This window comes from Methylocucumis oryzae, from assembly GCF_000963695.1.
Lineage (GTDB): Bacteria > Pseudomonadota > Gammaproteobacteria > Methylococcales > Methylomonadaceae > Methylovulum > Methylovulum oryzae.
In genome coordinates, this window is sequence record NZ_LAJX01000026.1 from 20,093 (window position 1) to 44,242 (window position 24,150).

Here is a 24,150-nt window from a genome sequence, read left to right on the forward strand (position 1 = left end):
CTATAAAAAACTAAAACCTATAATGAGAAAATGCTCTATTAGCCTCTGCCATTCTATGCGTATCTTCACGCTTCTTAGCCGCAGAACCTTTATTCTCAAAAGCATCCATTAACTCACCGGCCAATTTCGCCGACATAGTGCGCTCACTTCTCTTTCTAGCAGCTTCAATCAACCAACGCATCGCCAATGCCATACGTCTTGACGGCCGCACTTCAACAGGCACTTGGTAAGTCGCACCACCAACCCGCCTTGACTTAACCTCAACTTTAGGCTGAACGTTATCCAGTGCTTTTGACAACACATCTAAAGGCACAGCATGACCTTTCCGCTCAATCACATCCAAAGCGCCATAAACAATACCTTCTGCTATCGATTTCTTGCCACTCTCCATCACCATATTCATAAATTTGGTCAACATGACACTATTGAATCTTGGATCTGGAATTATTTCCCTTTTAGTAGCTACTCTTCTTCTAGACATAAGTCATCAATTCCTAATTATTTTTTTGGACGCTTAGTGCCGTATTTTGAACGACCACACTTACGATTATTAACACCTGAGGCATCCAAGCTACCGCGAACCACGTGATAACGAACACCCGGCAAATCTTTTACCCTACCACCCCGTATCAATACAACAGAGTGCTCTTGTAAATTATGCCCTTCTCCACCGATGTAACTACTCACTTCTGAGCCATTCGTAAGCCTAACCCTTGCAACTTTTCTTAATGCAGAATTTGGTTTTTTAGGCGTTGTTGTATACACTCTGGTACAAACACCTCTGCGTTGAGGACAAGCTTCCAACGCAGGCACATTGCTTTTTTCTACTTTTTTAGCGCGCGGCTTACGAACCAACTGGTTAATCGTGGCCATAAATTTGTATACTCCGATTACTTTATAACTGCCGACAATAAAAAACTAACCGCCTACATATCGGCGGTTATTTATGGGCTAGACCTATCGGCTTAGCTGACGTTAGCAGGTAATTCTACTTGGCTTTACATTCTTCGTCAAACATTTTTTCAGTTATTGAATATTTAAAGCCTGTTTTAATGCCTCTTCAGTATCCATAACCGATGCGGCATCACTTTCTGCGGCTTGGCTGTGACTTAAAGAACGATTTTTTCTATTTTCATGATAAGCCAATCCTGTGCCTGCTGGTATCAAACGCCCAACAATGACATTCTCTTTAAGCCCTTGTAAACCATCACTTAAACCACGAACGGCAGCATCAGTTAATACTCTAGTTGTTTCTTGGAAAGACGCTGCAGAAATAAAGGATTCAGTTGCCAATGAGGCTTTAGTAATACCCAACAGAACAGGCTCATAGCTCGCAGGAATTCTTCCTTCAGTTTCCATTTTGTCATTTTCAGCACGCAACTGAGCACGTTCAACTTGATCGCCTTTTAGGAAGGCCGTATCACCCGCTGCGGTAATTTCAACTTTTCGCAACATTTGCCGGATGATTGCCTCTATATGCTTATCGTTGATTTTCACACCTTGCAAGCGATATACATCTTGAATTTCTTTAACTAAATAGTTAGCCAGCTCTTCAACGCCTCTCAGTCTCAAAATATCATGTGGCGTTAATTCACCTTCAGCAATTGTTTCGCCTTTTTCGACATATTCACCTTCAAACACTGTGATATGACGCCATTTAGGAATCAATGTCTCAACTTGCTCGCCATGCGAATCAGTGATAATGACACGCTGCTTACCTTTCGTCTCTTTGCCAAAAGAAATCGTACCGCTAATTTCGGCAAGAATCGCAGGATCTTTAGTTTTACGCGCTTCAAATAAATCAGCAACACGCGGTAAACCACCGGTAATGTCGCGCGTTTTTACTAGACTCTTGTGGTATTTTTGCTAATACATCACCAACCTTAACTTCCCCGCCATCTTTGATGCCGGCAATTGCCCCAGCCGGTAAGAAATATTGAGCTGGAATCTCAGTACCCGGTAAGAAAATTGGATTACCTTCCTTATCAAGTAATTTCACCATTGGTCTTAGCTCCTTACCTGCACTTCCGCGCTGTTTAGGATCGATAACCACTAATGAGCTTAAGCCGGTGACTTCGTCTGACTGCTTTTGTACGGTGACACCATCAACGAAATGAACCAATTCTACAACACCATCTACCTCAGTAATAACCGGATGGGTAAAAGGATCCCAGGTTACGATAATATCGCCCGCATTAATCTTCGCACCTTCTTGCACCGACAAGACAGCACCATACGGAATTTTGTAACGCTCTCTTTCACGCCCATAATCATCAACAACACCGACCTCGCCTGAACGAGACACGGCGACTAAATGACCTTCTCGGTTAGTAACTGATTTTAAATTACTTAATCTTACCGTACCCGCAGATTTTACCTGAACATTACTAATCGCTGCGGAACGTGACGCTGCACCGCCGATATGGAAGGTTCTCATAGTCAATTGCGTGCCTGGCTCACCTATTGATTGAGCCGCTATAACGCCAATTGCTTCACCGATATTAACAAGATGTCCTCTACCTAAATCACGACCATAACAGTAAGCACAAACACCATGGCGATTTTCACAGGTAATAACAGACCTAACCACCACTTGATCTACGCTATGCTCATCTAATACAGAGACCCAATTTTCGCTTAACAGCGTCCCTGCAGGCACTACAACTTTTTTCACGCGTAGGATCAAACACATCTTGCGCAACAACACGCCCTAAAACTCGCTCAGATAATGGCTCAACGACATCACCGCCTTCAATAATAGGCATCATCACTAAGCCATTCACGGTGCCACAATCTTGAGTAGTGACGACTAAATCCTGCGCAACATCAACTAGTCGTCGCGTCAAATAACCTGAGTTCGCAGTTTTTAACGCTGTATCAGCCAAACCTTTACGAGCGCCGTGCGTAGAAATAAAGTACTGCAATACGTCCAAACCTTCACGGAAATTCGCAGTAATCGGAGTCTCAATAATCGAGCCATCTGGTTTTGCCATTAAGCCTCGCATACCGGCTAACTGACGAATCTGGGCCGCTGAACCTCTAGCGCCAGACTCCGCCATCATAAATATCGAGTTAAAGGATTTTTGCTTAACTGAATTGCCATCTTTATCGAGAACGGCTTCTTCTCCTAAACCATCCATCATAACTTTTGCAACTTGATCATTGGCATGAGACCAAATATCAACAACCTTGTTGTAACGCTCGCCGTCTGTAACTAGACCTGATGCATATTGCGCTTGAATTTCATTAACTTCGGCTTCGGCTGATTTGATGATTTCTGCTTTTTTAGCCGGAATAGCCATATCTTCAATACCGAAAGACACACCTGCTATCGTTGCATACCTAAACCCTAAATACATGATTTGGTCAGCTAGCACCACCGTATCTTTATTACCTAAGAAGCGGTAGCTATAATTTATTAAGCGCGAAATGTTCTTTTTTGTCATATCGCAATTAACCAAATCGAAAGGCATTCTGTCGGGTACAACTTCCCAAATTAAAGCCCTACCCACTGTTGTTTTAACTCTATGGGTTTTGTTGACATAAACACCGGGTTCAGTTTCTACTTTTTCAGTAATACGCAATTGTATCTTGGTCTGTAATTCAACGGTCTTCGCGGCTAATGCCTGTTGAACTTCGCCAACTGAGCCAAAAATAGACGCTTCGCCTTTAGCATTCACTTTTTCACGACTAATGTAATACAAACCTAATACCACATCTTGTGATGGGTTAATAACCGGCTCGCCATTGGCAGGCGATAAAATATTATTAGTCGCCATCATTAATGTACGCGCCTCTAATTGCGCTTCTATTGATAATGGAATATGGACAGCCATTTGGTCGCCGTCAAAGTCAGCGTTAAATGCGCTACATACTAAAGGATGCAATTGAATCGCCTTACCTTCAATCAACGTTGGCTCAAACGCTTGTATGCCTAAGCGATGTAATGTCGGTGCGCGATTTAATAAAATCGGATGCTCTCTAATCACTTCTTCGAGAATATCCCATACCTCTGTGCCTTCGCGCTCAACCATTTTTTTCGCTGCTTTAATAGTTGTTGCAAGACCTCTCAATTGCAGCTTGCTAAAAATAAAAGGCTTAAATAATTCAAGCGCCATTTTTTTCGGTAAACCACATTGATGCAACCGCAAAGTAGGTCCTACCACGATTACTGAACGACCGGAATAATCGACACGTTTACCCAACAAATTTTGTCTAAAGCGACCTTGTTTACCCTTAATCATATCGGCTAAGGATTTTAATGGCCTTCTGTTAGTGCCTGTTATTGCACGTCCGCGTCGACCGTTATCCAATAACGCATCAACCGATTCTTGCAACATACGCTTTTCATTGCGCACGATGATGTCAGGTGCATTCAAATCTAATAATCGATTCAAGCGGTTATTACGATTTATCACTCGGCGATACAAATCGTTTAAATCAGACGTCGCAAAACGACCTCCGTCTAATGGCACTAAAGGACGCAATTCCGGTGGCAAAACGGGTAGCACTTGCAAAATCATCCATTCCGGACGGTTCTTAGATGCCAGCAAAGAATCCATTACTTTTAAGCGCTTAGCATATTTTTTTATTTTAGTTTCCGAGTTGGTAGAGTTAATTTCTTCTCTCAACTGTTCGACTTGTTGCTTTAAATCGATGTCTTTTAACAGCTCGTAAATAGCCTCAGCACCCATTTTTGCGACAAAATCATCACCATGAATCTCTACCGCATCTAGGTACTCATCATCCGTTAATAATTGACCTTTTTCTAACGGCGTCATACCTGGGTCAAGCACAACAAAAGACTCAAAATACAATACGCGCTCGATTTCACGCAATGTCATATCAAGCAGTAATGCGATTCTCGATGGCAAAGATTTTAAAAACCAAATGTGCGCTACAGGACTCGCTAAGTCGATATGCCCCATACGCTCGCGTCTAACCTTGGACAAGGTCACCTCAACACCGCATTTTTCGCAAATAACACCACGATGTTTTAACCGTTTATATTTGCCACATAAGCATTCATAGTCACTTACTGGTCCAAATATTTTCGCGCAAAACAAACCGTCACGCTCTGGTTTAAACGTACGGTAATTAATTGTCTCTGGTTTTTTTACTTCGCCGTAAGACCAGGAACGAATCATATCTGGTGATGCCAATCCTATACTAATGCCATCAAAATCATCTGTTCGACCCTGACGCTTTAAGAAGTTCATTAAATCTTTCAAGACCTTATCCTCTCAATTTGGTTCTTTTACTGGCAACTGGATGTTAATTGATTAATCACGCTCTAATTCAATATTGACTGCTAACGAGCGTATTTCTTTAATCAACACATTAAATGATTCAGGCATACCCGCTTCCATTTTATGGTCGCCATCAACAATGTTTTTATACATGCGTGTTCTACCAGTTACATCATCTGACTTAACCGTTAACATCTCTTGCAACGTATATGCTGCCCCATAAGCTTCTAGCGCCCAGACTTCCATTTCTCCAAAACGTTGACCACCGAATTGAGCTTTTCCACCCAACGGTTGCTGAGTCACCAAACTATAAGGCCCTGTGGAGCGCGCATGCATCTTATCGTCAACCAAATGGTTTAATTTCAGCATGTACATATAGCCAACTGTAATTTCACGTTCAAACTGATCACCTGTTAAACCATCATACAGTTTTATTTGACCATGCTCAGGCATGTCAGCGAGCTTCAACATCATACGAATATCTTCCTCGCTAGCACCATCAAACACAGGAGTCGCCATAGGAACGCCAGGTATCAAGTTGGCAGCCATCTCTAAAACTTCTTGGTCCGTTAGTGAGTTCAAATCTTCTTGATGCCCGCTACTGTTATATATTTTTTCCAAAAAACTCGCGAATTTCCTGAATCTTAGCTTTAGCTTCGAGCATTTTACCTATTTTGATACCCAGGCCTTTTGCAGCCCAGCCTAAATGTGTCTCTAATACTTGACCCACATTCATCCGCGAAGGTACGCCTAAAGGATTTAACACTATATCGATTGGCGTACCATCTTCCATATACGGCATATCTTCGATAGGCCTAATCATTGAGATAACCCCTTTATTACCATGACGTCCTGCCATTTTGTCGCCCGGCTGTATGCGTCTTTTAACAGCTAAATAAACTTTAACCATTTTCAAAACACCCGGAGCCAAATCATCTCCCATGGTAATTTTTTTACGTTTATCCTCGAATTTTTCATCGAATTCTTTACGCAATTGCTCTATTTTAGCGGCAGCAACCTCTAGTTGAAGATTCAAATCTTCATCCTTCATCTTTATCTTCAACCAGTCTGAGCGCTTTATTGAATCTAAATAGTCTTGCGTAACTTCAGAATTACCAGATAACTGACCTACACCTGACAAAGCCAATTTACCCAATAACATCTTGCCTATTCGTAAATAAATGTCTTCTTCTAAGATTTTTAGCTGATCGTCCAAATCTTTTCTAAAACGTTTTATCTCTTGCTGCTCAATATCGACTGCACGTTTGTCTTTTTTTACACCATCTCGGGTAAAAACTTGCACATCGATTACCGTACCCTCGATGCTGCTAGGTACTCTTAGCGAAGTGTCTTTAACATCAGCCGCTTTTTCACCAAAAATAGCTCTTAGTAGTTTTTCTTCCGGAGTTAACTGTGTTTCGCCTTTAGGCGTTACTTTGCCAACTAATATATCGCCACCTTTAACTTCGGCACCGACATACACAATACCTGATTCATCAAGTTTAGCTAACGCCTCTTCGCTGACATTTGGAATATCAGCGGTGATTTCTTCAGGACTGTGCTTGGTATCCCGCGCAACACAGGTTTTTTCTTCAATATGTATCGTCGTAAAGCGATCTTCCCTGACCACACGCTCAGACACTAAGATTGAGTCTTCGAAGTTATAGCCATTCCACGGCATAAAGGCGACTAACATATTTTGACCTAACGCCAATTCACCCATATCAGTCGATGGACCATCGGCAATAATGTCTCCAGCGCTAACAACATCACCCGGCTTAACTAAAGGTTTTTGGTTAATACAAGTATTTTGGTTGGAGCGGGTATATTTGATTAAATTGTAAATATCGACGCCTGGACTACCGGACCTTGTTTCATTTTCGTTTACGCGCACTACAATTCTAGCCGCATCAACCGCTTCGATTTTACCGCCACGCTCAGCGACAACTGTCACGCCGGAGTCTTTTGCAACTGTTCTTTCCATGCCTGTACCGACTAATGGCTTTTCAGCTCTCAACGTAGGTACTGCTTGCCGCTGCATATTTGAGCCCATTAACGCTCTGTTGGCATCGTCGTGTTCTAAGAATGGAATAATTGATGCCGCTACCGATACGATTTGTTTAGATGAAACATCCATATACTGTACGGTATCGGACATTGCCAACGTAAACTCATCTTTATGACGGCATGACACTAGGCCATCGACTAACTTGCCATTTTCATCAACCGCTACACTCGCCTGAGCAATAACGAACTCACCTTCTTCAATGGCTGACAAATAATCAACTTGATTAGTCACATGACCATTAACCACTTTACGATAAGGTGTTTCTAAGAAACCATATGCGTTAGTACGAGCATATACTGATAAAGAGTTAATCAGACCGATATTGGGGCCTTCTGGGGTTTCAATTGGACAAACTCGACCATAGTGCGTGGCATGTACGTCGCGTACCTCAAATCCCGCACGCTCCCTGGCTAAACCACCCGGTCCTAATGCTGACACCCGGCGCTTATGCGTTACCTGTGATAACGGGTTGTTTTGATCCATAAACTGCGACAACTGGCTAGAACCAAAAAACTCTTTAACGGCTGCCGATACGGGTTTCGCATTGATGATTTCTTGTGGCATTAAGCCTTCAGAGTCCGCCATTGATAAGCGCTCTTTAACAGCACGCTCGACTCTTACTAGGCCAACTCTAAATTGATTTTCTATCATCTCGCCCACAGAGCGGACACGACGATTACCTAAATGATCAATATCGTCAACACTGCCATTACCATTACGGATATTTATCAACTCCTTTAACACGTCAATAATATCTTCTTTGGTTAGCGTACCTGTGCCTGTCGCTTGCTCGCGCCCTAATCTGCGATTGAATTTCATGCGCCCTACTGATGACAAATCGTAGCGCTCGTCAGTAAAAAATAAATTTTGAAATAAATTCTCTGCTGACTCTTTTGTAGGCGGCTCACCTGGACGCATCATACGATAAATCTCAACTAACGCCTCCAAAGCATTAGTCGTCACATCTAGCTTCATCGCATTGCTAATATATGGGCCTCTATCGAGATCATTTACAAACAACGTATTAACATCAGTAATTCCAGCCTCAACAGCACGATCGATTAAAGTTTCCGTGACTTCGTCGTTGACATGCGCGACTAATTCTCCAGTTACCTCAGAAATAAGGTTATGGCCGAGAATTTTACCGACCAAGTATTCTCTTGGTGCTTCAACCTGTGTCAGACCCGCCTTGTTCATTTCTCGAATATGCTTAGCCGTGATTCTACGGCCTTCCTCGACCAGTACTTGCCCGTTGCATTTAATATCAAAAGCCGCAATTTCACCACGCATACGCTCAGGGACAAGGTGAAATAATATTTTGTCTGCGCTAATCGTAAACTTATTCGTTTCGAAGAAAATTTTAATCATTTCTTCGTTGTCGTAGCCTAATGCTCTGAGCAATATCGTCGCAGGTATTTTTCTGCGTCTGTCTATACGCACGTATACGCAATCTTTGTGGTCAAATTCAAAATCTAACCAGGAACCACGATAAGGAATGATGCGAGCATTAAATAATAACTTACCTGATGAATGCGTTTTACCTTTGTCATGATCGAAAAACACACCGGGTGAGCGATGTAACTGCGAAACCACAACGCGCTCAGTACCATTAATAACAAAAGTACCATTTTCCGTCATTAAAGGTAACTCACCCATGTAGACTTCTTGCTCACGAATATCTTTAACGACTTTTGCACTGGCCGGCGCATCTTTATCGTAGATAACTAAACGCACTAATACTCTCAGAGGTGCTGCAAATGTAGCGCCTCGCTGCTGACACTCTCTCACATCAAATACTGGCTCACCAAGCCGGTATTTAACATATTCCAGTACAGCGTAGCCGGAATGACTTTCAATCGGGAATACACTAGAAAAAGCTGCATGCAACCCCATGTTATCGCGCTTCTCAGGTGCTGTGCCCAGTTGTAGAAAGCTGGCATAGGAATTGATTTGCATTGCTAAAAGATACGGCACTTCTAGTACTTCGTCGCTTTTGCCAAAGTTATTTCGGATACGCTTTTTTTCGGTAAAAGAGTAGGACATATTGCTTCCAAACCTTTTGTTGTGGTGGGATCTATTGTCAACTTATGACAAACAGTAAAAGGCCGGTGACATGGCCACCAGCCTTACATGGACAATAAGTGATATTGTCTTTAACGCTATCGATATTACTTAATATCGACAGTAGCGCCAGCTTCAAGAAGCTGCTTTTTAATATCGTCTGCTTCTGCTTTAGGCACACCCTCTTTCAAAGTGGTTGGAACGCCTTCAACAGCATCTTTCGCTTCTTTCAAACCTAAGCCTGTAATCGCTCTCACTGCTTTAATTACACCAACTTTGTTCTCACCGAAGCCAGTTAAGATAACGTCAAATTCAGTTTGCTCTTCTACCACAGGCGCTGCAGCGGCTGCTGCAGGCGCTGCAACTGCAACAGCCGCAGCGGCCGAGACACCAAATTTTTCTTCCATTGCTGAAATTAATTCAACAACTTCCATTACCGTCATATTCGCGATAGCATCTAAAATTTCTTCTTTAGATAATGCCATTTGTGATTCCTCTAAATTCTAACTGGTTAAATATAAGCTTAAGCCGCTTCTTTCTGTTCTTTAATAGCCATAATAGTGCGGGCCAATTTTGCGTGTGGTTCTGCCAACGTACGAACAAATTTTTCCACTGGCGCTTTCATGACTGACATTAATGTCGCCAATGCCTGATCGCGAGTAGGCATACTTGCCAATCGGCTTAATTCAGATGGTCCAAATAACTGACCACCAAACGCAATCACCTTTGGAATCAACTTATCGTGACCTTTTGAAAACTCACCAATCAAACGCGCCGCTGCACCTGGATCATCTAATGAAAATGCCATGATTAATGGACCAACGAGCCCATCTTGCATACACTCAAATTGAGTTCCTGTAACAGCACGGCGTGTCAAGGTGTTTTTCACAACACGCAAATACACCCCCGAGGCTCTGGCATTTTTCCGTAACTCTGTTAACTCGGTTACGGACATACCACGATATTCGGCGGCTATAGCAGAATGAGCTTTAGCGGCTATTGCAGCGACTTCTTCTACGACAGCTTTTTTGCTATCTAAATTGAGTGCCACAGTTTACCTCCGTCTTTGTTCTGATTATTCAGAATGAATACCATGCATCTAATGATGCTCCTTACGGCTCTTTTCCCCAGATTTATGTTGGGTTCCAGTTTCCGTCTACGCAGGAAAATTAAGTTTTGCAACACCTGCGGTCTTTGACGGTTACCGTTTACACGGCAACCCAAAGCTTGTTATTGACCGCCTAAACTACTAGGATCTAACCATAAGCCTGGACCCATAGTTGACGACAATGTAATCTTTTTAATATAAACACCTTTAGCAGCAGTAGGCTTGGCCTTTTTCAAATCTGCCAGCAAAGCCTCTAAATTGCCCTGTATCGCTGACGTATCAAACGTAATCTTACCTAGCGTGCAATGTATAATACCTGATTTATCAGTACGATAACGAACTTGGCCGGATTTTGCATTTTTAACAGCAGTAGCCACATCGGCAGTCACTGTACCGACTTTAGGGTTAGGCATTAAGCCCCTAGGGCCTAAAATTTGACCTAACTGACCCACGACTCGCATAGCATCAGGCGACGCAATGACCACATCAAAGTTCATCTCGCCTTTCTTGACTAAATCACCTAAATCATCCATACCAACAATATCGGCACCTGCAGCGCGAGCAGCATCAGCGTTTGGGCCTTGAGTAAATACAGCGACCCTTACCGTTTTACCCGTTCCATTAGGCAATACTGTTGCACCCCTGACGTTTTGATCCGATTTACGAGGATCAACACCTAAATTTACGCTGACATCAATAGATTCTTCGAATTTATTGGTTTTAAATTCTTTTAACAACTCAACTGCTTCAGTTAATGTATATTGCTTAGTTCTCGTCACTTTTTGACGAATCAATTTCGATTTTTTCGATAACTTTGCCATTACACACCCTCCACATTTAAGCCCATGCTGCGAGCACTACCAGCAATTGTTCTAACTGCAGCATCCATGTCAGCGGCTGTCAAATCTTCCATTTTCATTTTAGCAATCTCTTCCAATTGCGCTCTCGTGACAGTCCCAACTTTTTTAGTATTCGGATTACTACTACCGCTTTTAATACCAGCAAGTTTTTTCAGCAAAATTGATGCAGGCGGCGTTTTAGTAATAAATGTAAAACTACGATCACTGTATACAGTAATAACAACGGGCAAAGGCATGCCTTTCTCGACATCCTGAGTCTTTGCATTAAATGCTTTACAAAATTCCATAATATTGACACCACGCTGACCCAACGCTGGACCAACCGGCGGACTAGGATTTGCCTCGCCTGCTTTAACTTGCAGCTTAATATATGCGGTTATTTTTTTTGCCATTTATAACTCCGAATGGGTACTAGCGCTTTTCAGCTCCCCTTAGATACAAAAATCCCCGTCTTTATAAGAGACAGGGATTATAGTGATGAATCGACTTTAGCTTTTTTCTACTTGAGAAAAATTTAATTCCACAGATGTAGAGCGACCAAAAATCAAAACTGATATTTTTAATTTACTTTTTTCGTATATAACTTCTTCGACAACACCATTAAAATCCTTAAACGGACCATCGATAATACGAACCACCTCACCTACTTCAAACAACACTTTAGGCCTAGGCTTATTAACACCTTCTTCCACACGATTTAAAATCGACAATTGCTTCTTTTTCAGAGATAGGTGAAGGCCTATCTGATGTACCACCGATAAAACCTAACACTCTAGGCACATCTTTAACAAGATGCCAGGTCTCGTCTGTCAATTCCATTTGGACTAACACATAACCTGGAAAAAATTTTCTATCACTTTTACGCTGCTGACCCATACGCATTTCAACAACTTCTTCAGTAGGAACCAAAATCTTACCGAAGTATTGCTCTAAACCTTCACGCTTTATTCTTTCTTCTAGCGCTTGCTTAACCTTATTTTCAAAATTTGAATAGGCGTGAACAACATACCAACGTAAAGACATACTACCCGCCTTGTCCGGTTAACAATCGAACTGCTTGAAACAGAGCCATATCTAGCACCCACAAAATAATACCCACAACAAACACCATCGCAAACACCAATAAAGTTGTACGCATGGTTTCGTCTTTACCGGGCCAAACGATTTTCCTTACTTCTTGCCTTGACTCCAAAAAGAAAGCCCAAACTGAACGCCCCAAATCGGTAGTGAACATCATAGCCGCGACTAAGCCAACAATAACAATCAGACCTAGCACCCGGTACAATAACTGCACTTCAGAAAAATAATAAAAAGCGACAATACCAGCGACTAAAAAAATAGCTGAAAAGACCTGCTTAACAACATCAAGCACTGATGTTGTAGCTTCCGATTGATTACTCATGCTTTATTCTTATGATTATTCTTATGAAATGAAGGACTTAGATTTGAATCACCCTGAGTGGCAGGCCAGGAGGGTCTCGAACCCCCAACCAACGGTTTTGGAGACCGCCATTCTACCAATTGAACTACTGACCTATTCAGACAAACCTTAAAGAGCTAATTATCATACAGTATTAGCCAAACTGATTCAAGCAATAATAAACCAGCGAACCAAGACAACAAACACCATATTAAATTAACTTACTGACAACACTATTAACAAAACCGATTATCAGCAACCTGGAGCTCATAACCGGATTTGAACCGGTGACCTCTTCCTTACCAAGGAAGTGCTCTACCTACTGAGCTATATGAGCACAAACAGAATGGAGCGGGTGATGGGAATCGAACCCACGTGATCAGCTTGGAAGGCTGGAGTTCTACCATTGAACTACACCCGCATATCTAAGTTATGGTGGAGGGGGAGGATTCGAACCTCCGAAGGCGGAGCCAACAGATTTACAGTCTGCCCCCTTTGACCGCTCGGGAACCCCTCCATATCGGGTTAGTCAAATATTATCGACTATTTTTTATAAATTGTCAAACAAACGTGAAGCTTAATTTAATTTATTCATAACCACTGAAATATCTCCAGCGACTATCTGAGGCAAATAACTCAACACCTCATCTAAAACTCCATTTAACATATCCATATCTTCTTTCATCGGCGCCGATAACACATAATCAGCTACCGAAATACCAGAAGCAGGCCGACCAATCCCTATACGCATTCTATAAAAATCATTACTACCTAAGTGCTGGATAATATCTCTTAATCCATTATGTCCCGCATGACCACCGCCTTTTTTCAGGCGAGATACACCAACACTTAAATCAAGCTCATCATGAATCACTAAAACCTGATCAATTGAGAGCTTAAAATATCGCAGCACTTGACCAACAGACAAACCACTACGATTCATAAATGTTTGAGGCTTTAATAACAACAATTTATTATCAGCCACAGAACACTCAGCCATAATACCCTGAAATTTAGATTCAACATTCCACGCCGAACCATAAGACGCAAAAACTTTATCTAAAAACAGAAAACCAACATTGTGACGAGTTTTTTCGTATTGACGACCCGGATTCCCCAGACCAACCAATAATTTAATCATTTATGCCGCGTCTTCTTTGCCGCCTTTTTGCCGACATGATAGAAACTACTGGCAAATCATGCTCTGCACCTTGAGCCAAAGCAACAACCTCAACCCCATTCGGCAATACTAAATCTGATAAATGCAACGACTCACCGATATCAAGATTCGCCATATCAACCTCAATAAATTCAGGCAATGCGGAAGGCAAGCAGGACACCTCTACATCTACCATTGAGTGCGTAGCAATCCCACCCTTCTTTGCACCAATTGAAGATGATTCGTTAATAAAATGCAGTGGCACATGCACTTTCACAGCCTCAGACATGTCTACACGCAAAAAATCCAAGTGCATAACCTGAAACCTGGAAGGATTGCGCTGAACAGCTTTAAGAATCGCTTTTTCAGTATTACCATCAATTGTCACATCCAAAATATGAGAATACACCGCCTCATGCTCCAAATGCTTTATCACTTCATTATGATTTAATACAATCATTTGCGGGTCTTTGTGAGCACCATAAATCACAGCCGGCACATCGCCTTGGCGACGCACTCTTCTAGCAACGCTTTTACCTGCTTCAGCACGACTTTTGCGCAACAAACTCAAACACATTAGACATCTTCAAACTCTCCGCCCATCCAGGCCAAACCTTATTTCAATATCTACAACTAATCGACATACAATGAGCTAACTGATTCACCAACAGCAATACGCCTAATCGTTTCAGCCAACATCTCAGCAACTGTCAACTGCCTAATCTTTCCAGATGCCACAGCCTGCTGACTCAAAGGTATCGTATCAGTAACCACCAATTCATCAAGCACCGAACCTTGCAGATTCACCATTGCCTCACCCGACAACACAGGATGCGTACAATAAGCAACTACTTTTATAGCTCCATGTTTTTTAAGCGCTTCAGCTGCTTTGCATAGCGTACCGGCCGTATCAACTATATCATCAATCAAAATACAGACACGCCCTTCAACATCACCTATGATATGCATCACTTCTGACACATTAGCTTTTAGACGCCTCTTATCAATAATTGCCAAATCAGCATCACCAAGCCGTTTAGCCAAGGCTCTTGCCCTAACAACCCCGCCCACATCAGGCGAAACAACAATTAAATCTTTATATTGCTGACGCCATATATCACCAAGCAAAATCGGCGACGCATAAACATTATCAACCGGAATGTCAAAAAAACCTTGAATTTGATCAGCATGCAAATCAACAGTCAACAATCGACTCGCACCCGCCTGCTCAATCATCTTAGCAACAAGCTTAGCACTAATAGGCACCCTAGCCGAGCGCGAACGCCTATCTTGGCGCGAATAGCCATAATATGGCATAACCGCTGTAATACGCGACGCTGACGCCCGCTTCAGAGCATCAATTATGACCAACAACTCCATTAAGTTTTCATTGGTTGGCGGACAGGTCGATTGAATAACAAAAACATCCTTACCTCGAACATTTTCCTCAATTTCAACCGCTATCTCACCATCACTAAACCTACCAACAGCCGCCATCCCTAAGCGCATGTTAAGCTTTTTTACTATTCCCTCAGATAAAGCCAAATTAGCATTACCAGAAAACACCATCATGGAGGCGTCATTCATTCAAGGACTCCTAACAGAGTTAACTCAGATGATAAATGGCTGGGTCGCAAGGATTCGAACCTTGGTATGCGGGGATCAAAACCCCGTGCCTTACCGCTTGGCGACGACCCATTTATAAATTTGCACCTACTTTCATACACGAAAGCAACGGCGATTCATTGACGCATCTTGACACATAAGTATGCCAATTAGCAGATAATGCCTGACACGCAAACTGAGCTTGCTCCTCAGAACCAAACAACGCATAAACACAAGCACCCGTACCTGTCAATCTAGCTTCCGCATACACCGACAAATCTGCTAGCGCCTGATGAACTTGCGGATATGCCTCACATACTACCTGCAAGCAATCATTGTTGTGCTGTCCAGCTATAAAGTCGTCTATTGTGATAGATTTACTATCTCTTGTCAAATTATCAGATGAAAAAATTTGTTTAGTATTAACATGACAATCTGGCTTAATGATAACAACCCATTGTTCTTTAAGGTCAATTTTAGTGAGACTTTCACCAACACCTTCACCCCAAGCCGCATAACCAAAAACAAATACAGGCACATCAGCACCTAAAGATAATCCCAATGCCATCAATTGTTCAATACTTAAGTTTAAACCCCATAATCGATTCAATACCAACAATACTGTTGCCGCATCAGAACTCCCCCCTCCCAAACCACCACCCATAGGCAGGTTTTTTTCGACGGCAATTTCTACACCTAAACGACAGCCCGTCTCACGCTGCAATAGCTTTGCTGCTCTCACAGTCAAATCATCATTTTCAGCAACTCCCAGCAACGGCTTACGCAATTTGACTGAAGAATCACTGACAGGATAAAAACTTAGCCAATCCGATAACTCAATAAACTGAAACACTGTTTGTAGCAGGTGATAACCATCAGCACGTCTACCAATAATTCGTAACATCAAATTAATTTTAGCTGGTGCAGGCCATTTTTTCCCCCAACCTAAATCCGATTCAAGATTCATTAAAATTCCATTGATCTATTACTAGCTTTAATTTAACTTTCGGGTGAGTAATAATTACTTTCTTAGGCAATAAATACTCGCCTACTTGCATTAGAGGATACTCAACCAACCAACCATTCTGATAAAACCCAGACACCACATCTTGATAATTTTGCCCTGGCTCAGGCAAACCCAGCACCCAATACCGTAAGGCTAATAAAGGCACCGCAATACCTAATTGCTGCTGAATAAATATTTCTGGTTCAACGGAAGATTTTTGCCCCTCTGTTCCCCGATTAATGACAACTTCATGTTGATTCAAGTCAATCGTAGTTGCACTCTGCCCCCAAGGCCCAGACAATTTTAAATGCTCCTGCTCCGCCACATGCTGCCAAGCAATATTAGCCGTCCACGAATCCTTACTGCTCGTCACAGCAATTCGTCCAGCAAACATCCAACGCTGCAAGTCATAATGAGAGATTAATTCTTGCCGCGAATAGCCTGTCGTCTGAGGCGTAGCCATAAACATGGAACAGCCTGATAACTGCATAAATATCAGCACTAAAAATAATGAATGACGCACTTCAATAATCCGTTATTTAGCGTTATCTAAAATTCTGCGCTTAAAGTCTAATAAATATTCGTCATCAGGCGCTTTGTTAATCGCTGCGTCAAATATCTTTAACGCTTGCTCCTTTTTCCCTAAAACCCATAACACTTCCGCAATATGAGCAGCAATCTCATTTTCTTGCTGTTTAGAATAAGCTCGTTGTAAATAGTCCAATGCTTGCTGATGACGACCTAACTTATATTGCAACCAGCCATAACTATCTAAAATTACTGCTTCATCAGGCTGTAACGCTAACGCACGTCTTAAATATTTTTCAGCATCAGCATAGCGCGTTGTTTTATCAGCTAAACTGTACCCTAATGCGTTTAAAGCTTCTGCACTATCGGGATTTTTTTCTAAGATTTTCTTTAAATCCGCCTCCATCATCGACGGATTACCAATCCGCTCAGCCATCAAAGCGCGCATATATAACAAATCCTTATCATCAGGCTGAGCCAACAGCGCCTGCGTTAACAGCTCAAATGCTTTTTGATAGTGCTTTTGCTGATTAAACACCTCGCTTGCAATAACGTAATACGCCCACCATGCTTAGGAAATTTTTTAACCATCTCAGTTAAGCGCTGCTGCGCTTCATCAAACTGCTTTTGCCTTGCCAATAAGGTCACAGCCGACACTGCACTGTCAAACGCATAAAAACCGTTTTCACTTTTATCGTATAAAGCCAACGCTTTAGCAGTATCGCCTTGTTTTTCAGCCAATTTACCAAGATAAAAACCTGCTTGAGACTGCCATTCCGAATCAAGCAAAAGGCGCTCAAGAATTTGCTCAGCCTGTGCGTCCTGATTCAATTGCATGTACACCAAAGCTAGGGCAAACAAACTTTCTTTGTCTTTGGAATCAGCATCGACTAGCTGCTGATACACCTGCATGGCCTCGCCATAGGCTTTTGCTTTAATTAAAACCTGGGCCAACATCTTCTTTAGCTTAGTATCCTTAGGATATTTCAATATAGCCTCTTGCAATACTTTCTTAGCTTGCGTCATATCGCCCGACACCATAGCTAGCTGCGATTTCAGCATTAATGCTTTATCCCATCCCGGTTGAAGCGTTAATGCTTTGTCAATACTCTGCTCAGCTAGGTCTTTATTATTCATTTGCATAGCCAATAGCGCTTGCACAAAAAATACTGTCGCCTGCTTAGAATGCTTTTGCGCGAGCTCAGCCATAATTTGATAAAGCAACTTTGTCTTGGCATCTTTTTGTAAAACGCCTATTAATTCCAACATAGTCTTTTCAAATCCGGCCGGATCAGCCAATAACAACGCTTCAGTGTGCGCAAAAGCGGCAGCTTTATCACTAGCTCTAAAAGCTGATAATGCCGCCAGCTTTCTAGCGGTCAGATTATCTGGCTCTCTATGTAACCATAAAGCAACTGCTTCATTTATTTTTTTGCTATCTTTCATGTACATAGCAATCATCGCTGCGCGCTCGGCAAAGCGTGGATCTTTCACCCGCTTAGCAGCTTCTAAATAGCCTTCCAGAGCAATTTCATACTGCCCTCTTTGTCCAGCGAGCTCCGCAGTTAACAACATAAACAAAACATCAGGGTCAATAGCGGTTTTAACGTCTTGTTTAATACTAGGCTTTGTCTCATCCTTCACCGGAGCCGACTTAACTTCAGGTACAATAGCGGGCACGGCTGAATCAGCTGGTTGCTCTGGCGCTGTTGCGCAAGCACTCAAGCCCAAAATACCAATAATGCTTATAACTCTATAAATGAACACTCACAATCCTGGCAGGTAATAGCTAAAATATGATGATAGATTAGCAGAAATCCGCTAAATTCGGATGCGTAACAATGCGATTTCAACAAAAGCTATTCTATTTATTGCATTCCAGCGACATAATATACTGGTATTTTAAAGAAAAGCTAAGCTAGACCATACGTTTAAAGCCACCCAAACATTATGACTCTTATTGCCGTAGGGATTAATCACAATACCGCTCCGGTTGCGATACGCGAACGCTTATCTTACCCTGCCGACGAGTTAGCCAGGTCACTTAAAGACCTAACATTAGTTGAGCAAATTAGTGAAGCAGCGATTTTATCAACCTGTAATCGCACCGAGCTTTATTGCACGACCAACACCGATGACCAACAAATCCTCATCGATTGGATGGCGCAAAATAAAAATATTAGCGCAACTGAATTTAGCCCTTTTTTTATACACCCATGTCGATAACCAGCTCATTCGACACATGTTCCGAGTTGCGTGTGGTTTAGACTCTATGATACTTGGCGAACCGCAAATTTTAGGCCAAATGAAAACCGCCTACCATGTCGCGTGTGATGCAGGAACCATAGGCAAACAATTGGGCAAGCTGTTTCAACATACGTTCAACGCCGCCAAAAAAGTCCGTACCGATACAGCGATTGGCTCAAGCCCGGTATCGGTTGCTTTTGCCGCCGTACAACTAGCCCAGCAAATATTTGCTAAGCTTAGCGAGCAAACGGCGTTATTAATTGGCGCGGGCGAAACCATAGAATTAACGGCTAGACACTTAGCCCAACAAGGCATAGGCCGCATTATTATTGCCAATCGAACCTATGACAAAGCACATACGCTAGCCACCCAGTTTAACGGCTACGCGATTGACTTAAGCGAATTACCGATGCACTTGGCAGAAGCTGACATTGTTATCTCATCAACAGCCAGCCCGTTACCTATCTTAGGCAAAGGTCGAGTCGAAAGCGCACTGAAAAAGCGTAAGTACAAGCCCATGTTTATGGTAGATTTAGCAGTTCCGCGTGATATAGAAGCTGAAGTTGAGCAACTACGTGATGTTTATTTGTACACGGTCGATGATTTACGCCATACCATCGACCAAAACATGAATTCGCGTCGACAAGCCGCCGAACAAGCCGAAGAAATCATAGATACTCAAGTCGAATATTTTCTTGCTTGGTTACGTGCCCAAGGTGCGCAATCAACCATACGCGACTACCGAATGAGCGCCGAACTCTTACGCGATGAAGTCTTACAAAAAGCTTTAAGCCAGCTAAAAAATGGCGCCAACCCTGAGGAAACCCTAAACCGGCTAGCTTATACGCTAACCAACAAAATTATTCATATCCCAACGACCCAACTTAAATACGCTGCAGAAAATAACCGTCATGACTTAATCGCTGCAGCGCGTGAGATTTTCAAACTAAGCAATACCCAATGAAACCATCCATACAAGCCAAATTAGAAAGCTTATGCGAGCGCTTTGACGAAATTGAGGGCTTACTCGCAGAACCCTCAGTACAAAGCAATCAAAACCAATTCCGTTCACTAAGCCAAGAATATGCACAAATCAGCCCACTGGTCGAGTGTTACAAACGCTATCAAACCGCATTATCGGCGCTAGCATCGGCCAAAGAAATGGCTAACGACAGCGATGCTGAATTAAGAGAATTAGCCAAAGAAGAAATCAACGATGCCAATAGCGCAATAACCGAATTAGACGATGAGCTGCAACTGCTGTTACTACCTAAAGACCCCAACGACACCCGTAATATTTTCTTAGAAGTCCGAGCTGGTACGGGTGGCGACGAAGCCGCAATATTCTCCGGTGATTTATCGCGCATGTATCAGCGCTTTGCCGAACGTAAAGGCTGGCAGACGGAAATCATTAGTGAAAACCCTGGCGAACACGGCGGATACAAAGAAGTCATTATGCGCGTGTCAGGTCGTGACGTTTACTCACAATTAAAATTTGAATCAGGTACGCACCGTGTACAGCGTGTGCCAGAAACCGAGTCACAAGGCCGTGTTCACACGTCAGCATGTACGGTTGCGATTATGCCCGAAGTTGATGAAGTCGATGCCATTGACATAAATCCAGCCGATCTTAAAGTGGATACCTTTAGGTCTTCCGGCGCTGGTGGTCAGCATGTTAACAAAACCGAATCCGCGATACGCATTACTCATATCCCCACGGGTGTTGTGGTCGAATGCCAAGACGAGCGCTCACAACATAAAAATAGAGCACGCGCCATGTCGCTATTAGCATCACGCTTATTAGCCGCAGAACAAGAAAAGCACCAAGCAGAGCAATCGGCAGCACGAAAATTACAAGTCGGTAGCGGCGACCGCTCAGAACGTATCCGCACATACAATTATCCACAAGGCCGCCTCACTGACCATAGGATTAACCTAACGCTTTACAAACTAGAAGACATCATGGAAGGCGACTTAGAGCCAGTCATACAGCCATTAATCAGTGAACATCAAGCGGAGTTGCTCACCCAACTGGGTGATGACTAAACTCATGCTCACCGTCCAAACAGCACTCACAGAGGCGATAACATTATTAACCCCATGCACCGACTCGCCCCGATTAGAAGCTGAATTATTACTTGCTCACAGTTTAGTCAAGCCACGCTCTTTCTTACGTGCGTGGCCTAACGCTGATATACCCGATGCCGACTATCAAGCTTTCACCAACCTATTAAGACAACGCCAACAAGGCCAACCCATGGCCTATATTTTAGGCCGCCGAGAATTTTGGTCACATGATTTTATTGTTACGCCCGATGTCTTAATTCCGCGTCCAGATACCGAATTATTGTGCGAAACAAGCTTAGCGCGTATCGCTAAGGACTTGCCCCTAAGCGTATTAGATTTAGGCACAGGCTCTGGCATCATCGCGATTACTATCGCAATAGAGCGTCCCTATGCTCAGGTTTATGCTTGCGACATAAGCCCCGCCGCGCTAGCTATTGCCCAACACAACGCTGAGCATCACCAACAACACATACAGTTTTATCAAAGCAACTGGTTTGCCAATATACCAATACGAACGTTTGACATTATCGTCAGCAATCCACCTTATATCGCTGAAACTGACCCACATTTACAGCAAGGTGATTTGCGCTTTGAGCCTATTAATGCACTCGCATCCGGCATAGATGGCTTAAATAGCCTTCGCACGATTATTGCTGATAGCTGGCCTTATTTAAGCACCAACGGTTATTTAATACTCGAACACGGCTATGACCAGGCACCTGCAGTACAAACCCTATTGAAAAACCATAACTACCAATCCGTACACACCTACACAGATTTAGCAGGCCAGCCACGCGTCACTCTAGGCCAAAAAATCGTTTAACATTTAGCATCCAAAACTATGAGCACACCACACTACCACATCCCCCGCCTTCTCACGATACAACTACTGCACTTAGCACAGCTCTCGCCAGAACAAGAAGTATGCGGCTTAATCGGCGCTGAAAACGGCAACCCTAGACATTGTTATCCGATTAGCAATGTCGCCGAACACGCTCATCGCCAATTTCTACTCGACCCCGCAGAGCAGCTCAGCGCGATGAAAACGATGCGGGAAAAAGGTGAAGAATTATTTGCGATTTACCACTCTCACCCTACCGCTCCCGCTATACCCTCCACCGACGACATCACCATGAATGCTTATCCTAATGCGCTTTATCTAATTATCTCACTGAATACCAAAGGCATTTTGGAGATGCGGGGCTTTAAGCTACAGGCAAACCAGTATACTGAAGTCGAATTAGCGCTAGAAAATTAGAGCGTTAGGATATTCATAAAAGTTTTTGTAACTGTTCACGGCTTAATTCACAATCCGAAGGATTTTGCTCATTAGCCCAGACCCAATAGTTTCACCCGCATGAACAGGGACAATCGTTGAACGACCATCAGCATGTTGCACAAAATGATGACTGCCTTTTACTCGCACCAGCGAAAAACCGGCTTTTTTCAAAGCAAGTAATAAGTCTTTACCCGTTACACTTGGAAAAGATGTCATGCGACAACGGAAACTCGTTGCACACCAATAAAATCTAGTGGCTCATAGACCGAACCCTGAACTTCTAAACAAAGCTCAATCGCTTCACGAATACGCTCCATAAGAACATCCAGCGACTTAGCTTGCGTATGGCAACCTTTTAGCGCAGGAACAGAAGCTACAAAATAACCTTCGGAGTCTTTTTCAATAACCACATCAAATTGCTTCATCATTTTTTAAATCCATACTAAACAGCAAATAATAAACACCACCCTATCAAAGAACATCAGCTATCTTCCTAAACGCCCCGGCAAAGCAACTATCGCCTCAAACACTTCGTCGCGCGTGCCAATCACAACCATTGCTTCATAATTATAATTTCCCGGCCGAATATCACGTTCACGAAACGTACAATTCCACTTACTCACTTGTGGCAGCAAAAACCAGCCATAAGTGTAACCAGGCTTTGGCAGCATAGGCGAATATACACCTAACGCATGTTGACCATTAGGGGTAGAGATAATCACCGGTTTATCTCTAGGCGCACCCTCGACCGCTGGCATTAAACGCCCTCGCGCTAAATCGACTAAATCAACCCGGCTAAATTCGCGCGGCAAATGCGCAGATAACGCCTCAAAGGCAGCGGTTTTATGGGCTTCAGGTACTTGAAATTGAACTTTATAATCAATGACATTAGGCATACCCGCGACACCTATCGTCACTTGTTTTGTTAACACATCACGGCTCAAAACTGTCTTGTTGCGTGTGTATAACGCATCAGGTCTAGCACCGCAGTAATCTTTACCTTGCGTTCGCGTCGCTTTCGGTTTGCTATAGCGCGTATTAGGTGGCGCCCAATACGCCATTTGCGTAACCGTGCTTAATGTACTACCACGCACAACCCCGGACTTTAACACACTAGACGTTTTACGCCCTCTATCCTCGCGTGTACCGGCTTCTGTTGGATTATCACACTCGCCCAAATCATCATAAGACACAGCGCTTTGTAACTGGCGTCCGTTATCTGCAACGTCGATATATTCTTTGCCGCGAAACCGTATCGAGCTAATCGAACCGGCAAAGCGTTGCTCGCCAGTAATCACCAATTCGGAATCAAAGACCTGCTTGCGTAACACTAAATCACCTATTCCAGACGAATAAACCGGCGAAGCATCATAGTTAGCGTGATGAGCAACAGACTTACGCGGTTGCAATGACGCTTGTTGCATCGCAGGTTGATTCACGCAAGCGCTGCTTATTAACACAGCAAGCACAGCAATAATCCGAAATACGTTCAT

The 24,150-nt window shown here is 43.0% G+C and carries 24 protein-coding genes, 5 tRNA genes and 3 pseudogenes; 5 read left to right on the forward strand and 27 right to left on the reverse strand.

Annotation, left to right across the window (positions count from 1 at the left end):
• Positions 1-10: 10 nt before the first annotated feature.
• The 24 genes and pseudogenes from rpsG to VZ94_RS03545 form a co-directional block, all read right to left on the reverse strand.
• The gene (rpsG, locus tag VZ94_RS03445) at positions 11-481 is read right to left on the reverse strand and encodes a 30S ribosomal protein S7 (RefSeq protein WP_045778176.1); all 471 of its coding nucleotides are present in this window, start codon (positions 479-481) and stop codon (positions 11-13) included.
• A gap of 17 nt (positions 482-498) precedes the next feature.
• Entirely contained in the window at positions 499-873 is a 375-nt protein-coding gene (rpsL, locus tag VZ94_RS03450; RefSeq protein ID WP_045778177.1) for a 30S ribosomal protein S12, read from the reverse strand.
• Between the two features lie 153 nt (positions 874-1,026).
• Positions 1,027-1,668 carry a hypothetical protein gene (locus VZ94_RS33430; protein WP_500684246.1) on the reverse strand — a complete coding sequence of 214 codons (642 nt, stop codon included), beginning with the start codon at positions 1,666-1,668 and terminating at the stop codon, positions 1,027-1,029.
• Between the two features lie 133 nt (positions 1,669-1,801).
• Positions 1,802-2,674: a hypothetical protein gene (locus VZ94_RS33435; protein WP_500684247.1), complete on the reverse strand. Its 873-nt coding sequence runs from the start codon at positions 2,672-2,674 to the stop codon at positions 1,802-1,804.
• Positions 2,610-5,231: a DNA-directed RNA polymerase subunit beta' gene (gene rpoC / locus VZ94_RS33440; RefSeq protein ID WP_500684248.1), complete on the reverse strand. Its 2,622-nt coding sequence runs from the start codon at positions 5,229-5,231 to the stop codon at positions 2,610-2,612. Before rpoC ends, VZ94_RS33435 begins: the two co-directional genes overlap by 65 nt.
• A gap of 51 nt (positions 5,232-5,282) precedes the next feature.
• Positions 5,283-9,360 (reverse strand): annotated as a pseudogene (gene rpoB, locus VZ94_RS03460) (DNA-directed RNA polymerase subunit beta).
• A 125-nt stretch (positions 9,361-9,485) separates the two neighbouring features.
• Positions 9,486-9,863: a 50S ribosomal protein L7/L12 gene (rplL, locus tag VZ94_RS03465; protein WP_045778178.1), complete on the reverse strand. Its 378-nt coding sequence runs from the start codon at positions 9,861-9,863 to the stop codon at positions 9,486-9,488.
• A 38-nt stretch (positions 9,864-9,901) separates the two neighbouring features.
• Positions 9,902-10,429, reverse strand: coding sequence for a 50S ribosomal protein L10 (gene rplJ / locus VZ94_RS03470; RefSeq protein WP_045778179.1), 528 nt, complete (start codon positions 10,427-10,429; stop codon positions 9,902-9,904).
• 179 nt (positions 10,430-10,608) lie between these two features.
• A complete protein-coding gene (gene rplA, locus VZ94_RS03475) occupies positions 10,609-11,307 on the reverse strand; it encodes a 50S ribosomal protein L1 (protein ID WP_045778180.1) in 699 nt (232 codons plus the stop codon).
• Positions 11,307-11,738 (reverse strand): 50S ribosomal protein L11, encoded by a 432-nt coding sequence (gene rplK, locus VZ94_RS03480; RefSeq protein ID WP_045778181.1) that lies wholly within the window; start codon positions 11,736-11,738, stop codon positions 11,307-11,309. The genes rplA and rplK overlap by 1 nt, the downstream gene beginning before the upstream one ends.
• A 96-nt stretch (positions 11,739-11,834) precedes the next feature.
• A pseudogene (gene nusG / locus VZ94_RS03485) lies at positions 11,835-12,369 on the reverse strand (transcription termination/antitermination protein NusG).
• 1 nt (position 12,370) lies between these two features.
• Complete coding sequence (gene secE / locus VZ94_RS03490) at positions 12,371-12,748, reverse strand: preprotein translocase subunit SecE (protein WP_045778182.1); 378 nt, start codon at positions 12,746-12,748, stop codon at positions 12,371-12,373.
• 58 nt (positions 12,749-12,806) lie between these two features.
• Positions 12,807-12,882, reverse strand: a tRNA-Trp gene (locus VZ94_RS03495).
• 145 nt (positions 12,883-13,027) lie between these two features.
• Positions 13,028-13,103: transfer RNA gene (locus VZ94_RS03500), tRNA-Thr, on the reverse strand.
• A gap of 10 nt (positions 13,104-13,113) precedes the next feature.
• Positions 13,114-13,187: transfer RNA gene (locus VZ94_RS03505), tRNA-Gly, on the reverse strand.
• Positions 13,188-13,199: 12 nt separating this feature from the next.
• Positions 13,200-13,283 (reverse strand) — tRNA-Tyr (locus VZ94_RS03510).
• A 60-nt stretch (positions 13,284-13,343) separates the two neighbouring features.
• Positions 13,344-13,907, reverse strand: coding sequence for an aminoacyl-tRNA hydrolase (gene pth, locus VZ94_RS03515; RefSeq protein ID WP_045778183.1), 564 nt, complete (start codon positions 13,905-13,907; stop codon positions 13,344-13,346).
• Positions 13,900-14,509: pseudogene (locus VZ94_RS03520) on the reverse strand (50S ribosomal protein L25/general stress protein Ctc). The gene pth and the pseudogene VZ94_RS03520 overlap by 8 nt, the downstream one beginning before the upstream one ends.
• A gap of 49 nt (positions 14,510-14,558) precedes the next feature.
• Complete coding sequence (locus tag VZ94_RS03525; RefSeq protein ID WP_045778185.1) at positions 14,559-15,512, reverse strand: ribose-phosphate diphosphokinase; 954 nt, start codon at positions 15,510-15,512, stop codon at positions 14,559-14,561.
• A gap of 36 nt (positions 15,513-15,548) precedes the next feature.
• A tRNA-Gln gene (locus tag VZ94_RS03530) sits at positions 15,549-15,623 on the reverse strand.
• A gap of 1 nt (position 15,624) precedes the next feature.
• Positions 15,625-16,497 (reverse strand): 4-(cytidine 5'-diphospho)-2-C-methyl-D-erythritol kinase, encoded by an 873-nt coding sequence (ispE, locus tag VZ94_RS03535; RefSeq protein ID WP_045778186.1) that lies wholly within the window; start codon positions 16,495-16,497, stop codon positions 15,625-15,627.
• A complete protein-coding gene (gene lolB, locus VZ94_RS03540) occupies positions 16,487-17,059 on the reverse strand; it encodes a lipoprotein insertase outer membrane protein LolB (RefSeq protein WP_082081355.1) in 573 nt (190 codons plus the stop codon). The genes ispE and lolB overlap by 11 nt, the downstream gene beginning before the upstream one ends.
• Before the next feature lie 12 nt (positions 17,060-17,071).
• A complete protein-coding gene (locus VZ94_RS27860; RefSeq protein WP_239649597.1) occupies positions 17,072-17,602 on the reverse strand; it encodes a tetratricopeptide repeat protein in 531 nt (176 codons plus the stop codon).
• Entirely contained in the window at positions 17,557-18,831 is a 1,275-nt protein-coding gene (locus tag VZ94_RS03545) for a tetratricopeptide repeat protein (RefSeq protein WP_239649598.1), read from the reverse strand. The genes VZ94_RS27860 and VZ94_RS03545 overlap by 46 nt, the downstream gene beginning before the upstream one ends.
• A 183-nt stretch (positions 18,832-19,014) precedes the next feature.
• On the opposite strand from VZ94_RS03545, the gene VZ94_RS33445 reads away from it, so the two are divergent.
• From VZ94_RS33445 to VZ94_RS03565, 5 genes are read left to right on the forward strand one after another with little or no spacing between them, the layout of a single operon-like run.
• Positions 19,015-19,290 (forward strand): glutamyl-tRNA reductase, encoded by a 276-nt coding sequence (locus tag VZ94_RS33445; RefSeq protein WP_275575117.1) that lies wholly within the window; start codon positions 19,015-19,017, stop codon positions 19,288-19,290.
• Positions 19,199-20,275 (forward strand): glutamyl-tRNA reductase, encoded by a 1,077-nt coding sequence (hemA, locus tag VZ94_RS03550; protein ID WP_275575118.1) that lies wholly within the window; start codon positions 19,199-19,201, stop codon positions 20,273-20,275. The genes VZ94_RS33445 and hemA overlap by 92 nt, the downstream gene beginning before the upstream one ends.
• Positions 20,272-21,357, forward strand: a complete 1,086-nt coding sequence (prfA, locus tag VZ94_RS03555) for a peptide chain release factor 1 (RefSeq protein WP_045778187.1) — start codon at positions 20,272-20,274, stop codon at positions 21,355-21,357. Before hemA ends, prfA begins: the two co-directional genes overlap by 4 nt.
• A gap of 4 nt (positions 21,358-21,361) precedes the next feature.
• A complete protein-coding gene (gene prmC / locus VZ94_RS03560; protein WP_045778196.1) occupies positions 21,362-22,201 on the forward strand; it encodes a peptide chain release factor N(5)-glutamine methyltransferase in 840 nt (279 codons plus the stop codon).
• 18 nt (positions 22,202-22,219) lie between these two features.
• Complete coding sequence (locus VZ94_RS03565; protein WP_045778188.1) at positions 22,220-22,636, forward strand: M67 family metallopeptidase; 417 nt, start codon at positions 22,220-22,222, stop codon at positions 22,634-22,636.
• A 42-nt stretch (positions 22,637-22,678) separates the two neighbouring features.
• Here VZ94_RS03565 and VZ94_RS03570 read toward each other — a convergent pair whose 3' ends face one another.
• The 3 genes from VZ94_RS03570 to VZ94_RS03580 all read right to left on the reverse strand — a co-directional run.
• On the reverse strand, positions 22,679-22,873 hold the full coding sequence (locus VZ94_RS03570; protein ID WP_052700186.1) for a type II toxin-antitoxin system HicA family toxin: 195 nt from the start codon (positions 22,871-22,873) through the stop codon (positions 22,679-22,681).
• On the reverse strand, positions 22,870-23,085 hold the full coding sequence (locus VZ94_RS03575) for a type II toxin-antitoxin system HicB family antitoxin (RefSeq protein ID WP_045778189.1): 216 nt from the start codon (positions 23,083-23,085) through the stop codon (positions 22,870-22,872). Before VZ94_RS03575 ends, VZ94_RS03570 begins: the two co-directional genes overlap by 4 nt.
• 57 nt (positions 23,086-23,142) lie before the next feature.
• On the reverse strand, positions 23,143-24,150 hold a 1,008-nt coding region (locus VZ94_RS03580), incomplete at its 5' end, for a hypothetical protein (protein ID WP_052700187.1).

Bases quoted from the DNA above. Each gene is read 5' to 3' on its own strand.
- rpsG (WP_045778176.1), bottom strand. From the start codon at position 481: ATGTCTAGAAGAAGAGTAGCTACTAAAAGGGAAATAATTCCAGATCCA.
- rpsL (WP_045778177.1), bottom strand. From the start codon at position 873: ATGGCCACGATTAACCAGTTGGTTCGTAAGCCGCGCGCTAAAAAAGTA.
- rplL (WP_045778178.1), bottom strand. From the start codon at position 9,863: ATGGCATTATCTAAAGAAGAAATTTTAGATGCTATCGCGAATATGACG.
- rplA (WP_045778180.1), bottom strand. From the start codon at position 11,307: ATGGCAAAGTTATCGAAAAAATCGAAATTGATTCGTCAAAAAGTGACG.
- rplK (WP_045778181.1), bottom strand. From the start codon at position 11,738: ATGGCAAAAAAAATAACCGCATATATTAAGCTGCAAGTTAAAGCAGGC.
- secE (WP_045778182.1), bottom strand. From the start codon at position 12,748: ATGAGTAATCAATCGGAAGCTACAACATCAGTGCTTGATGTTGTTAAG.
- pth (WP_045778183.1), bottom strand. From the start codon at position 13,907: ATGATTAAATTATTGGTTGGTCTGGGGAATCCGGGTCGTCAATACGAA.
- VZ94_RS03525 (WP_045778185.1), bottom strand. From the start codon at position 15,512: ATGAATGACGCCTCCATGATGGTGTTTTCTGGTAATGCTAATTTGGCT.
- ispE (WP_045778186.1), bottom strand. From the start codon at position 16,497: ATGAATCTTGAATCGGATTTAGGTTGGGGGAAAAAATGGCCTGCACCA.
- VZ94_RS33445 (WP_275575117.1), top strand. From the start codon at position 19,015: ATGACTCTTATTGCCGTAGGGATTAATCACAATACCGCTCCGGTTGCG.
- hemA (WP_275575118.1), top strand. From the start codon at position 19,199: ATGACCAACAAATCCTCATCGATTGGATGGCGCAAAATAAAAATATTA.
- prfA (WP_045778187.1), top strand. From the start codon at position 20,272: ATGAAACCATCCATACAAGCCAAATTAGAAAGCTTATGCGAGCGCTTT.
- prmC (WP_045778196.1), top strand. From the start codon at position 21,362: ATGCTCACCGTCCAAACAGCACTCACAGAGGCGATAACATTATTAACC.
- VZ94_RS03565 (WP_045778188.1), top strand. From the start codon at position 22,220: ATGAGCACACCACACTACCACATCCCCCGCCTTCTCACGATACAACTA.
- VZ94_RS03570 (WP_052700186.1), bottom strand. From the start codon at position 22,873: ATGACATCTTTTCCAAGTGTAACGGGTAAAGACTTATTACTTGCTTTG.
- VZ94_RS03575 (WP_045778189.1), bottom strand. From the start codon at position 23,085: ATGATGAAGCAATTTGATGTGGTTATTGAAAAAGACTCCGAAGGTTAT.